The organism is Micrococcus sp. 116 (assembly GCF_902506395.1).
GTDB lineage: Bacteria > Actinomycetota > Actinomycetes > Actinomycetales > Micrococcaceae > Micrococcus > Micrococcus luteus.
On sequence record NZ_LR732370.1, the window covers coordinates 1,967,143 to 1,978,865 of the forward strand.

At 74.7% G+C, this 11,723-nt stretch carries 15 protein-coding genes; 4 read left to right on the plus strand and 11 right to left on the minus strand.

Annotation, left to right across the window (positions count from 1 at the left end):
* Positions 1–1,655: SDR family oxidoreductase (locus CITRIK5_RS09170; protein WP_159833571.1), on the plus strand; the 1,655-nt coding region annotated here is incomplete at its 5' end.
* Here CITRIK5_RS09170 and crtX read toward each other — a convergent pair.
* From crtX to CITRIK5_RS09215, 9 genes are all read right to left on the minus strand, one after another.
* A complete protein-coding gene (crtX, locus tag CITRIK5_RS09175; protein WP_036384352.1) occupies positions 1,640–2,431 on the minus strand; it encodes a C50 carotenoid glucosyltransferase CrtX in 792 nt (263 codons plus the stop codon). The genes CITRIK5_RS09170 and crtX overlap by 16 nt on opposite strands.
* Complete coding sequence (locus tag CITRIK5_RS09180) at positions 2,428–2,979, minus strand: hypothetical protein (protein ID WP_174233308.1); 552 nt, start codon at positions 2,977–2,979, stop codon at positions 2,428–2,430. Before CITRIK5_RS09180 ends, crtX begins: the two co-directional genes overlap by 4 nt.
* Before the next feature lies 1 nt (position 2,980).
* On the minus strand, positions 2,981–3,337 hold the full coding sequence (crtYh, locus tag CITRIK5_RS09185; RefSeq protein ID WP_020626542.1) for a C50 carotenoid gamma-cyclase subunit beta CrtYh: 357 nt from the start codon (positions 3,335–3,337) through the stop codon (positions 2,981–2,983).
* Positions 3,334–3,723, minus strand: coding sequence for a C50 carotenoid gamma-cyclase subunit alpha CrtYg (gene crtYg / locus CITRIK5_RS09190; RefSeq protein WP_036314902.1), 390 nt, complete (start codon positions 3,721–3,723; stop codon positions 3,334–3,336). Before crtYg ends, crtYh begins: the two co-directional genes overlap by 4 nt.
* A complete protein-coding gene (locus CITRIK5_RS09195; protein WP_036314900.1) occupies positions 3,693–4,577 on the minus strand; it encodes a prenyltransferase in 885 nt (294 codons plus the stop codon). Before CITRIK5_RS09195 ends, crtYg begins: the two co-directional genes overlap by 31 nt.
* Positions 4,574–6,274, minus strand: coding sequence for a phytoene desaturase family protein (crtI, locus tag CITRIK5_RS09200; RefSeq protein ID WP_061866789.1), 1,701 nt, complete (start codon positions 6,272–6,274; stop codon positions 4,574–4,576). Before crtI ends, CITRIK5_RS09195 begins: the two co-directional genes overlap by 4 nt.
* Positions 6,271–7,167 (minus strand): squalene/phytoene synthase family protein, encoded by an 897-nt coding sequence (locus tag CITRIK5_RS09205; RefSeq protein WP_010079994.1) that lies wholly within the window; start codon positions 7,165–7,167, stop codon positions 6,271–6,273. The genes crtI and CITRIK5_RS09205 overlap by 4 nt, the downstream gene beginning before the upstream one ends.
* Position 7,168: 1 nt before the next feature.
* Positions 7,169–8,245 carry a polyprenyl synthetase family protein gene (locus CITRIK5_RS09210; RefSeq protein ID WP_010079993.1) on the minus strand — a complete coding sequence of 359 codons (1,077 nt, stop codon included), beginning with the start codon at positions 8,243–8,245 and terminating at the stop codon, positions 7,169–7,171.
* A 161-nt stretch (positions 8,246–8,406) separates the two neighbouring features.
* Complete coding sequence (locus CITRIK5_RS09215) at positions 8,407–8,955, minus strand: hypothetical protein (RefSeq protein ID WP_010079992.1); 549 nt, start codon at positions 8,953–8,955, stop codon at positions 8,407–8,409.
* A gap of 145 nt (positions 8,956–9,100) precedes the next feature.
* On the opposite strand from CITRIK5_RS09215, the gene idi reads away from it, so the two are divergent.
* Entirely contained in the window at positions 9,101–9,730 is a 630-nt protein-coding gene (gene idi / locus CITRIK5_RS09220; protein ID WP_098094132.1) for an isopentenyl-diphosphate Delta-isomerase, read from the plus strand.
* 30 nt (positions 9,731–9,760) lie between these two features.
* Here the strand turns inward: idi and trxA are convergent, their stop codons facing one another.
* A complete protein-coding gene (gene trxA / locus CITRIK5_RS09225; RefSeq protein WP_069941388.1) occupies positions 9,761–10,201 on the minus strand; it encodes a thioredoxin in 441 nt (146 codons plus the stop codon).
* 212 nt (positions 10,202–10,413) lie between these two features.
* Here trxA and aroQ point away from each other — a divergent pair, with 212 nt between their 5' ends.
* Together aroQ and CITRIK5_RS09235 are read left to right on the plus strand one after the other, a co-directional pair.
* Entirely contained in the window at positions 10,414–10,866 is a 453-nt protein-coding gene (gene aroQ / locus CITRIK5_RS09230; RefSeq protein WP_020628425.1) for a type II 3-dehydroquinate dehydratase, read from the plus strand.
* Between the two features lie 145 nt (positions 10,867–11,011).
* Positions 11,012–11,230: helix-turn-helix domain-containing protein (locus CITRIK5_RS09235; RefSeq protein WP_159833752.1), on the plus strand; the 219-nt coding region annotated here is incomplete at its 3' end.
* A gap of 31 nt (positions 11,231–11,261) precedes the next feature.
* On the opposite strand, the gene CITRIK5_RS09240 is transcribed toward CITRIK5_RS09235, so the two are convergent.
* Positions 11,262–11,723 (minus strand): integrase core domain-containing protein (locus tag CITRIK5_RS09240; RefSeq protein WP_159833573.1); only part of this gene is annotated, 462 nt, incomplete at its 5' end.

An 11,723-nucleotide genomic window follows, 5' to 3' on the forward strand; every position in this document is an offset into this window, starting at 1 on the left:
CCGGTGCCACGCCGGCGTCCCACACCTCCCCCCTCGGCCTGTCCCTGCCGGACGGCCGGGGCCGTCGCGTCCTCGTCACCGGTGCCACCGGTTACGTGGGCGGGCGCCTCATCCCCGAGCTGCTCGCCGCCGGCTTCGACGTCCGGGCCGGCGCCCGGAACCCCTCCGACCTCGCGGACCGACCGTGGTCGGACAGCATCGAGGCGGTGGAGCTCGACCTCACCGAGGCGGACCTCGTCGAAGCCGCCATGCAGGACGTGCACACCGTGCTCTACCTCGTGCACTCCATGGGCGGGGGCGGCGACTTCGTGGCCCAGGAGCAGCGGATCGCGGACATCGTGGGCACCGCCGCGGACACGGCCGGCGTGGCCCAGCTCGTCTATCTCTCCGGCCTGCACCCGGACACGGTCCCCGTCGCGGAGCTGTCCGACCACATGCGCTCCCGCGCCCTCGTGGCCGAGCGTCTCGAGCGGGCGGCGACCCCGGCGCTGACGTTCGAGGCCGGGGTGATCATCGGCTCGGGCTCCACCTCGTTCGAGATGATCCGCCATCTCGCCGAGCGGCTGCCCGTGATGCCCGGCCCGTCCTGGCTGAGGAACCGGGTGGAGCCGCTGGCCATCCGCGACGTCCTGTACTACCTCCTGCAGGCCTGCGCCCTCCCGGAGCCCGTGCAGCTGCGGGCCCAGATCGGCAACGGACACCCCCAGTCGTTCGCGAGCGTGCTGGTGGACTACGCCAAGGCCGCCGGCCTGTCCCGACGCATCGTGATCCCCACCCCGTTGCCCTTGAAGACCCTGGCGGGCTTCTGGATCGGCATGGTGACCCCCATCCCGGTCGCGGTGGCCCTGCCCCTGGCCGCATCCCTCGCCGAGGAGGCGGTCGTGGAGGACCGCTCGGTCCGCGACCTCATCCCGGACCCGCCGGGCGGGCTGACCTCCTACATGGACGCCGTGCGGCTGGCGCTGAAGCGGGAGAAGGAGGGTCCCCTGGACGTCACCTTCGACGCGGACCTCCAGAGCTCCGCGGACCCGGCCGCCTCCCTGCCCTCGGATCCCGAGTGGGCCGGCACCACGGTCTACACGGACGAGCGCGAGCGCGAGTCCGACCTGCCCGCGCAGGAGGTGTGGCCGGTGATCGAGTCGGTGGGCGGCGCCAACGGTTGGTATTCCACCCCGCTGCTGTGGAAGATCCGCGGGCTGATGGACAAGTTGGCCGGCGGGCCCGGCCTGACCCGCGGCCGGCGGGACCCGAACCACCTGCGACGCGGCGACGCCGTGGACTGGTGGCGGGTGGAGGACGTGGAGCCGGGGCGGCGGCTGACCCTGCGGGCGGAGATGAAGGCCGGCGGGCGGGCCTGGCTGCAGCTGAGCACCGAGCCGCGGGAGGGCGGAGGCTCCGTCTACCGCCAGCGGGCGGTCTTCATGCCGGACGGCCTGCTCGGACGCGCCTACTGGACCGCCATCCTGCCCTTCCACGCCGTGGTGTTCCCGGAGATGGCCGCGAACATCCTGGCCGAGGCCAGGCGCCGGCACGACGGCGGCGAGCGTCCCCGCACCCGCGGCCTGCTGCGGCCGCTGGTGGACCGGCTGCCCCTGCGTCGCAACCCGTTGGACAGGCGAGCCCGCGGCGCCGGCGGCGCTCAGTCGCGGGACTGACCGTCGGGGCCACGCCCCCAGTGGGGCCGGGGGCGTGACCGGGCCGCCCGGCGCAGCCACCGCCGCCCGGGGGACAGCCGGGCCCAGTTGACCTGCAGGGTGGTGACCGCCATCCGGCCCTGCCGCACCCGCTGGCGCAGGGAGTGGAAGATGCGCCCGGCGACCTCCACCCGCAGGTCCGGATCGAACCGGATCCGGCGGCCGGCCAGGGCCAGCTGGAAGGACAGGTCCAGGTCATCGTGCACGTCCCCGCGTTCGCGGTGGACGCGGGTCCGCACAGCCTGCCACGCCTCGGCGCGCAGGGCGCAGTTGGAGCCCCAGACGGGGGTGGCCGCCACCGCGGCGCCCGCCCCCCAGCGGTACGCGCCGGTGTAGAGCGCCGCCCGCACCTGTCCCCGGAGGCCGGGCTGGTCGTGGAAGGTCCCCGGCCCGGTGAGGGCGTCGAGCCCGGGGTCGGCGTCGAACCGAGCCACGATCCGTTCGAGCCAGTCCGCGGGCATCCGCGTGTCGGCGTCGCAGCGCACCAGCAGTTCCCCGACCGCGGCGTCCAGGCCGGCGGCCGCCGCGGCCGGGACCCCGCGGCGCGGCTCGTGCACCACCCGCGCGCCGGCGGCGCGGGCGAGCACCGCCGAGTCGTCCACGCAGCCGTTGTCCACCACCACCACCTCCAGCGCCGGCCGGCTCTGGGCGGCCAGCAGGGCGAGACACACGCGCAGGTGCTCGGCGTCGTCGAGCACCGGGACGACCACGGAGACCGTGGGGCGGGCCGGGGTCACCGGATGCGCTCCCGGCGCACGGCGAGGGCGGCGCCGATCCCGGCGCCGACGAGATCGGCGGCGAGGTCGCCGATGGTGTCCGTGTGGCCCACACCGATCTCGGGGGTCACCGCCGTGTGCCCCCACCATTCGGCCAGCTCCCACACCACGCCCAGGGCCACGGCGGCGGCCGCGATCCCCAGCCCGGCCAGGCCCGGGCCGAGCAGGGCCACGGCCTGCCCGGCCTCGGTCCCCCGACGCCGGAGCCATGCCCCCACCACCAGTGCCGTCAGACAGGCGACCACGGCGGAGGCGGCGGCGTGCACGAGCAGGTCCAGCCACGGCACCCGCGGGTAGAGGCCGATGACGCTCAGCCACCCGGCCAGCAGCAGGACCGCCTGCGCGGCCCAGTCCAGGGCGCCGCCCGGGGCGAGCCAGCGGGTGAGCCACTGGGAGCCGAACACGAGCAGCATCGCCGCCGCGGACGGCCATCCGGCGTGCACCGCCGCGACCGGGACGAGGATCAGGCCGAGCGCGCGCAACAGGTCTGCGGGGATCAGCGGCAGCATGTCAGCGATCGTCCGGGTGGGGGCGGCGTCCCGGCCGAGGGCCGCGCCGACCGGCACGACCACGGCTCGTCAGCAGCAGCCAGAGCGCCGGCAGCAGCAGGGCGGAGCCGAGCGGGTAGGCGAAGTCCTCCACGGGCGCCTGGCCCACGTAGGCACCCACCAGCAGCTCATGGCCGTAGTCGAAGAGCCCCGCGGCGATCATCACGTTGTCGAAGACCGCCGTGAGGGCCCACAGGGCCACCAGGGTGGCCGCCACGGCCCGCAGGTGCTCGCCCCGCACGCGGCCGACGAGGGCGGCGCCCACGAGCACGGCCAGGGCGAAGCCCACGAAGACGAGGACGAGGTCGAGGAAGGTCACCGGCTGCCCCCGTCGGTCGGATCGGCCGGCGTCGCGGCACGGGCGTCACCTCGCCGGCCGCGCAGCAGGCGCAGCGCCCCGGTGAACAGCACCATCGTGATCTGGCTGAGGAAGAGCAGGAAGAACCCCTCCTCCAGGGGCAGCTGGGGGGCGAGCATCACCCCGGTCATGTAGGGCGACTGCCGGTGCAGGAACACGCCTTCGGCGATCCCCCACAGGTCCCAGGCGAAGAAGTAGGCCACCCCGGCGGCCAGCACCAGCAGCGCCGGGAGCGGGCGATGCCACAGGAACAGCTCGAAGCGCCGGTCCACCAGCAGCATGCAGCCGATGACACCCAGCAGGGCCAGCAGGTAGATCATGCCGCCGCCCCCCGGGTCAGCGCCCACCCGATCAGCAGCAGGGTCACGAGGAAGCCGGTCACGTAGTTCAGGGGGAGGAACAGCTGCCAGCCGCGGTGGGCCGCGCCCGAGGTGGCGTCCGTGATGCGGCGGAAGCGCAGGGTGTTCACCACGTAGGGCACGGCCAGCAGCGCCGCGAGCGGGCCCGGCGGGTCGGTGGCCAGCAGCAGAAGGCCCGCCGCCGCGTACAGGCCGGCGGCGAGCAGGACGGTGCGCCGAGCGCCCAGCACGGTGGCCACCGAGGCCAGGCCCCCCTCCCGGTCCGGCACCACGTCCTGCACCGCCCCGAACATCTGCGAGGCCATGCCCCACAGGAAGAACGCCCCCAGCAGCGCCGCCAGGGCGGGCGTGGGGGTCGCCCCGGCCAGCGCGAGGCCGTAGACCGCGGGGGAGACGAAGTGGGTGGCGGAGGTGGCGGCGTCCAGGAAGGGCCGCTCCTTGAACCGCAGCCCCGCCCAGGAGTACGCCACCACCGCGAACAGGCTCACCGCGAGCACCAGCACGGCGGCCCACTCGCCCCGCACGGCGGACCAGCCCGCGAGCACGGCCACGAACGGCACGGGCAGCAGCACCGACCACGCCAGCACCCGGCGGCGCACCGCGGGGTCGCCCAGCACGGAGCCCTCCACACCCCCCTTGCGGGGGTTGCGCAGGTCCGAGGCGAAGTCGAACACGTCATTGATGCCGTACATGGCCAGGTTGTAGGGCACCAGGAAGAACACGACGCCCAGGACCACCAGCCACGCGGGCAGCCCCCCGGTCAGGATCGCGGCGGCGGCGAACGGGTAGGCCGTGTTCACCCAGCTGACCGGCCGGGACGCCCAGAAGAGGGTGCGGATCATGTGCCGCTCCCCCCGGGGCCCGCGGGCCGGGCCCTGCGCGCGTCGTGGCGCAGTTCGTCCCGGACCACTTCGGCGGAGATCAGGCACATGGGCACCCCGATTCCCGGGCGCACCGAGGAGCCCGCGTACATCAGGCCGGCCACGTCCGCGTCCCGCACCGAGGGGCGGAACATGGCCGACTGCGCCAGCGTGTGCCCGGGGCCCAGCAGCGAACCCCGCCAGGCGTGCACGTCCGCGGCGAAGTCACCGGGCCCGTAGGTGCGCCGCACCACGATGCGCTCGGCCAGGTCGGGGATCCCGGCCCAGCGGGCCAGCTGATCGAGGGCCCGGTCCGCCACGGCCTCCACCTGGGCGTCCCCGGCGCGGTCCACCCGCCAGCTCTGGCCGTCACGGACCCGGATGCCGCCGCGCCCCCACCCCGGCTCGGCGGGGGCCGGGACGAGGATGAAGAGGTTCTCGTCGCCCTCCGGGGCCACGCCCGGGTCCGTGGCGGAGGTGCGCGAGACGTAGATCGACGTGTCCGCGGCGAGGTCCTCCCCCCGCTCGATGCGCCCGAAGTTGTCCTCCCAGTCCGCCGTGAACAGCAGGGTGTGGTGGGCCAGCTGGGGCAGGGATCCGCGCACCCCCACGCACACGAGCACGCCGGAGGGACCGGGGTCGCGCCGGTCCCACGTGGACTCCGCGACGCGCCGGCCGGGAGGCAGCAGACGGGTCTGCACGTGGTGCAGGTCCGCGGCGGCCACCACCACATCGGCGTCGAGGCGTCCCGCGGCGCCGTCGTCGGACCGCCAGGCGACGCCGGTCACCTGGCCCGGGCGGCGACGTCGGCCCTCGTCCCCGCGGGCTGCTCCCGGCCTGGGCAGGCGGGCGGCCAGGCGTCCGAGGCGGCCGGCGGGGGCGGGACGGTCCACGACCTCCACGGCGGTCGCCTCGACCCCGGTGCGGATCTCCACACCGGCCTCACGCACGACCTCCGCCATGGCGTCCACGAGGGCCGCGAACCCGCCGAGGGGGTACTGCACGCCGTCGGCGAGGTCCAGATGGGACATCAGGTGGTACATGGCGGGGGCACGGTCGGGGGACGTGCCGAGGAAGACCGCCGGGTAGCCCAGGATCTGGCGCAGCCGGGGATCCTGGAAGCGGGCCGCCACGTGGGAGCGCAGGCCCCCCAGCAGCTGGGGCCCGAGGGCCGGCAGGGCGCGCAGGACGTCCGGGTGGGCCAGGGCGGCCGGCCGGCGGAAGTCCGTGTAGAGGAAGTGCTCCTTGGCGAGCCCGTAGATCCGGGACGCGGAGTCGAGGTAGGCCCGCAGCCGGCGCCCGGCGCCGGGCTCGAGGGACTCGAACAGCGTCTCCGCGTGGCCGGTGCGCACGTCCACGGGGGGCTCGTGGAGGTGCCCCTCGAAGTACACCCGGTAGCCGGGGTCCAGACGGCGCAGGTCCAGCCGTTCGGCGGCGGAGGTCCCCATGAGGCGGAACCAGCGGTCGATCACCTCGGGCATCAGGTACCAGGAGGGCCCGGTGTCGAAGGTGAACCCCGCCTCAGACCAGCGTCCGGCACGGCCGCCCAGGACGGCGCCGCGCTCCAGCAGCGTCACCCGGTGCCCGTCGCGGGCCAACAGGCCCGCCGTGGCCAGTCCGGCGAAACCGCCGCCCACCACCACGGTGCGCGGGCCGAGAGCGGTGTCCCGGGCGCTCATCGGCGGCCTCCCCGGCGGCCCCGTGCCAGGACGCGGGCGGCGATCCGGGCCTTCTGATGGTCCGGCACCCGGACACGGCGGTGGGCCAGCTCGGCCGCCGGGGTCGCCTCGATCCGGTCCACCAGGGCCGCGAACAGTCCGTGCGCCAGGGCCACGGCGCGCCCGGCCCCGGGGTCCAGGACACGGATGCCGGGCAGGGCGGCGTCGAGGTCGGCGCGGACCTCGGCCACGAGCTCGGCCTTGCGGGCCTCGGTGAGCACGCCCGGTGCGGCACCGGGCAGGTAAGTGCGGCCCAGCTCGTGGTGGTCCGCGGCCAGGTCCCTGAGGAAGTTGACCTTCTGGAACGCCGCCCCCAGCCGGGAGGCCTGCGCGCGCAGCTCCTGCCGCTGGCCCGGGGTCCGGGCCCGCGTGCCGGGGAGGGAGAGGAAGACCTGCAGGCACATCAGCCCCACCACCTCGGCCGAGCCGTGGATGTAGGCGTCCAGGGACTCGGCGCCGTGCTCGCGGATCCCCAGGTCCGCGCGCATGGAGGCGAAGAAGGGACGGGTCAGCTCCGGGGTGATGCCGTGGCGACGGGCCACGTCGGCGAAGGCGTGCAGGACCGGGTCGGTGGCGAAGCCCGACGCCATCGCGGCCTCACACGCCCGCTCGTAGTCGTCCAGGGCGGCGCGGACCCCGGCCTCGTCGAGCCCGGCGGCCACCGCGACGCCGTCGACCACCTCGTCGGCGACGCGGACCATGGCGTAGATCGTGGCCACGTCCTGGCGTGCCTGCCGGGGCAGGGTGCGGCAGGCCCAGGAGAAGGACGTGGAGTAGCGGCGGATCACCTGGGCCGCTGCGGTGTGGGCCGTCCGCGTGTACAGCGCGGCAGGGCTCGGGGTGGGCGCGGCCATCTCAGGACCTCCGGGTCAGCACGGCGTGGCAGGCGTCGGCGAACTCCGCCCGGACCGTCTCGTCCAGGGGCAGGGCCGCGATGCGCTCGCGGGCGCGGACGGTGAGCTCGGCGGCGACGTCGAGGGCGTGCTCCCGGGCACCGGCCGCCTCGAGGGCGCGGCGGGCGGCCTCGATGTCCGCGGGGGTGGCCGGGCCCGCGTCGAGCAGGGCGCGGACGGCGGGGATGCGGCGGCCGTGGGCGGTGAGCACGGTGGCCTTGCCCTCGCGCAGGTCGCCGTCGGCGGACTTGCCGGTCTCCCCGGGATCGCCGAACACGCCGAGGACGTCGTCGATCACCTGGTAGGCGGCGCCGAGGTCGGCGCCGGCCTCGCCCATCGCCCGGGCGAGGTCGGGATCCGCCCCGGCCAGGAGGGCGCCGGCGCGCAGGGGCGCGCCGACCGTGTAGTGCGCCGTCTTGAGCCGTTGCATGGCGAGGATGCGGTCGGGATCGGGCTCCTCACCGGTGTGGCGGGACAGCCCCAGGAGCACGTCCTCGAGCTCGCCGGCCGCAGTCACGGCGGCGGCGTCGAAGACGACGGCGGCGGCCTCGGCGGCCCGGGCGGTGTCGGCGGCACAGGTGGCGGCGAGCCGGAACGCCTGGGTGAGCAGGACGTCCCCCGCGATGAGGGCGACGGCGACCCCGGCGTGGGCGGCGTCCGCGGCGGGCACCCCTCGGGCCTCGAGGCGGTGCCGGGCGGAGGCGTGCACGGCGGGCTGGCCGCGCCGCAGCACGTCCCGATCGATGACGTCGTCGTGGACGAGCAGCGCGGTGTGCAGCAGTTCGAAGGCGGCCCCGAGTCGGTCGACGGCAGCGCGGCCGGACGGAGGGACCGGGTCGGCGGTCGCCAGGCGCCAGCCGAGCTCGACGAGACGGGGGCGGATGAGCTTGCCGGCGCCCACATGGACGTGGAGCGAGTCGAGCAGCTCGGCGAAGGCGGCGGATCCGGGCGCCTGGGCCGCGGCGTGTCGGAGCGCGGCGTCCAGCTCGGCGGTCACCCCGGAGAGCGCGGCCTCGCCGCCCGTCCTCGCTTCACCCATGGCGCCTCCTCGGTGGCGGACACGACGCGGCACCGACCGCCGCACCTGTTCGACCGTCTAACTTCTGGACGCAGAAGACACTACGGGCCGCGCCGGTCCCGCGTCCATCCGCGGCGGTCCCGGGCGGCGCGATCTCACGACGCACGGGGCCGCCGGCGGGATCAGGCGTCGGCGGACGCCGTCTCCAGGGTGATCTCCGGGTCCACGATCTGACCCTCCCACTCACCGGAGACCCCGTACACGACGCAGTGCTTCTCGTCGGTGCCGTAGTTGCCCAGCTCGGAGGAGGTCAGGACGGCCCCGTTCAGCTGGTCCTCCTTCTCCTCGCTCAGGCGCTGGGCCTGGGCGGTGCAGGTCTGGGCGGCGGCGGGGTCGGCCTCCTCACCCTCGGCCACGGCCGGCACGGCCCACAGGTACTCCGCGGTGTGGGCGCCCTCGCAGTCGGTGGTCTCGAAGGAGGACAGGTCACGCGCGCCGAGCGGGGCGGTGAAGCACGTGCCGGCCTCGTAGTCGGCCGGGGCCGCGGACAGCGACGACGCCGAGGCGGACGAGGACTCCGCACCCTGCGTGGACGCGGAGGCGGGCGCCGTCGTCGAGGCGGACGCGTCGGCGTCGGACGAGTCCTGACCGCCGCACGCGGTGAGGGCCAGCAGCGCGGCAGCGGACAGGCCGGCAAGACGGGCGGAACGGGACAGGGCGGCGAAGGCCATGGGATGCTCTCCTGGAGTGACGTGGGACGCGCCGGGGTGTGGCGCCGACCTCAGCACTCTAGCCACGCCCGGCCGTCGGGATCGGGCCGAGGTGACGTGGCCCACATCTGATGGGCGGCCCGGCTCGCCTGCCACACTGAGAGGCATGCAGACCCCGGCCACGCCCTCCCCGCACGACCGCCCCTCCCCCGTCGTCCGACCGTGGATGGCGGCCTCGGACGTCCCGGCCGCAGGCCCCGACGACGTCGAGCGCGTGGTCCTGCTGTCCCCGGCGGGCGAGGCCGTGGGCACAGAGGCCAAGGCCACGGTCCACCGCCGCACCGAGGACGGCGGCACGGCCCTGCACCTGGCGTTCTCGTGCCACGTCTACGACGACGCCGGACGGTTCCTGCTGACCCGCCGCGCACTCGGGAAGAAGGCGTTCCCCGGGGTGTGGACCAACGGGTTCTGCGGGCACCCCGGGCCCGGCGAGTCCCCGGCGGAGGCCGTGCTGCGCCGCGCCCCGCAGGAGCTCGGCGTCCCGGTGCGCGACGTCGTCGAGGTGCTGCCCGACTTCCGCTACCGCGCCGTGGACGCCTCCGGCATGGAGGAGCACGAGGTCTGCCCCGTGTTCCGGGCCCGGATGCACGGCGACCCCGCCCCGGAGCGGGACGAGGTCGCGGAGTGGTGCTGGGTGGAGCCGGCCGAGCTGACCGCCGCCCTGGCCGCCGTGCCCCGCGCGTTCAGCCCGTGGCTCGTGGAGCAGTGGCAGCAGGGGGCGTTCGACCCGCGGTGAGCGGCCGGCGCGGCGACGCCGCGCGGGCCGTCAGCGGCCGTTGACGTCGTCGAGGTGGGCGGCGGTGGACTGCACGGCCTCGTCCTGCCCCGGCTCGGCGTCGCCCTGCTGGCCCTGCTGCTCCTCGGCCAGGCGGCGGACCTCTGCGATGTCGAGGCCCTTGACCTGGTCGAGCAGCTGCTCGAGCGCGGTGCCCGGCAGGGCGCCGGCCTGGGAGAACACGAGCACACCGCCGCGGAAGGCCATGAGCGTGGGGATGGAGGTGATGCCGGCCATCGCCGCCAGCTGCTGCTGGTCCTCCGTGTCGACCTTGGCGAACACGACGTCCTCGTGCTTCTCCGAGGCGGCCTCGAACACGGGGGCGAACTGGCGGCACGGGCCGCACCAGCCGGCCCAGAAGTCCACGAGCACGGTGTCGTTCTCGGCGACGGTGGAGCCGAACTCCTCGAGGGTCAGGTCCTTGGTGGCCACGGTGGGTCCTTTCGTCAGCGGGGCCGACGCGCTCACGCCGGCGATCGTCCTGCCGACCACAACGGACGCCCCGCGGCACCTATTCCGCCCCACCCCGCTTTCGTTCGGGAAACGGCGGCGTGTCCCGGCACTTTCGTTCGGGAAACGGGCGCCTTCCACGCACTGTCGCGGCCGAGACGGGAGCCGTCGTCGTCGCTTCCTAGACTGACCGCATGACCGCCACTCCCGCCCTGCCCCTGCTCGTGCTCAACGGCCCCAACCTGAACCTGCTCGGCACCCGCGAGCCCGAGGTCTACGGCACGGCCACCCTCGACGACGTCCGTGCGCTCACCGAGGCCCGCGCGGCCGAGCACGGGCTGACCGTGGACTTCCGACAGTCCAACCACGAGGGCGAGCTCATCGACTGGATCCAGGAGGCCCGCACCTCCCACGCTGGCGTCCTCATCAACCCCGCCGCGTACTCGCACACCTCCATCGCGATCCGCGACGCCCTCGCCGCCGTCGACCGGCCGATCGCCGAGGTGCACATCTCCAACGTCCACCGGCGCGAGGCGTTCCGGCACCACTCGCACGTCTCCGCCGTCGCCGACGTCGTGATCGCCGGGGCGGGCGTCCAGGGCTACGCCCTCGCCGTCGACTGGCTCGCCGCGGCTGTGCGCCGCTGAGCGCTGGTCAGGACCCGCCTGGCCGTGCCTAGGTGTTGTGGGTCATGAGGTTCTTGCCACGAGGCGCCGGCTGAGATGAGACGAGTGGGCCTCTCCCGCAGGATGGAAGTTCCTCAACAACCCACCTGCCAGAAGAGACCCACTCATGACTCACGCTAACGCACCCCTGACCCCCACTGGCCGTCTCAGGATGGTCCACCGCCACCTGCACGACGGGATCCCGCAGTCCCACGTGGCCGCCGAGTTCCGGGTGAGCCGGCCCACGGTGGCCACCTGGGTCGCCCGCTACCGCGCCCAGGGAGAAGCCGGCCTTCAGGACCTGCCCAGCCGGCCGCACCGTTCACCTGCCCAGCTCGATCCGGTCNCCGCGGCCTGAGCCCGCGTCGGCGCACCGACTAGGTGTAGGAGGGCATGACGTTGTTGACTCGGGTCGGTGCCAGTGAGGCCGGAGGGGCGTCTCCGCAGGAGGTATGAGGCCGATGATAGTTGTAGTGGTTCACCCACACCTGAAGGGCCTCACGCCGAGCTTGCTCTGAGGTATACGGGCGGGCGTAGAGGACCTCATCGACCATCAGCCGGTTGTACCGCTCGACCTTCCCGTTATGGCGCGGGGTGTAGGGGCGGATCCGGTGGTGCCGGCCCCCGAGCGAGACCACCTTGGCGGTGAAGTCCGCGGCCCGGTAGTTGTTCCCGTTGTCCGTGATCACCCTGTCGATCCGGATCCCGTGGGCGGCGAAGAACGCCCGCGCCCGGCAGAAGAACCCGATCGTGGTCACCGTCCGCTCATCCTCCAACGCCTCGGTGTAGGCCAGGCGGGTGAACCCGTCGATCGCCGAGTGCAGGTAGGTGTAGCCGAC

What these genes read in the sequence shown, in the direction of transcription:
- CITRIK5_RS09215 (WP_010079992.1), bottom strand. Translation starts at nt 8,955, where the DNA reads ATGGCCTTCGCCGCCCTGTCCCGTTCCGCCCGTCTTGCCGGCCTGTCC.
- CITRIK5_RS09195 (WP_036314900.1), bottom strand. Translation starts at nt 4,577, where the DNA reads ATGATCCGCACCCTCTTCTGGGCGTCCCGGCCGGTCAGCTGGGTGAAC.
- idi (WP_098094132.1), top strand. Translation starts at nt 9,101, where the DNA reads ATGCAGACCCCGGCCACGCCCTCCCCGCACGACCGCCCCTCCCCCGTC.
- CITRIK5_RS09205 (WP_010079994.1), bottom strand. Translation starts at nt 7,167, where the DNA reads ATGGCCGCGCCCACCCCGAGCCCTGCCGCGCTGTACACGCGGACGGCC.
- crtI (WP_061866789.1), bottom strand. Translation starts at nt 6,274, where the DNA reads ATGAGCGCCCGGGACACCGCTCTCGGCCCGCGCACCGTGGTGGTGGGC.
- aroQ (WP_020628425.1), top strand. Translation starts at nt 10,414, where the DNA reads ATGACCGCCACTCCCGCCCTGCCCCTGCTCGTGCTCAACGGCCCCAAC.
- CITRIK5_RS09210 (WP_010079993.1), bottom strand. Translation starts at nt 8,245, where the DNA reads ATGGGTGAAGCGAGGACGGGCGGCGAGGCCGCGCTCTCCGGGGTGACC.
- CITRIK5_RS09180 (WP_174233308.1), bottom strand. Translation starts at nt 2,979, where the DNA reads ATGCTGCCGCTGATCCCCGCAGACCTGTTGCGCGCGCTCGGCCTGATC.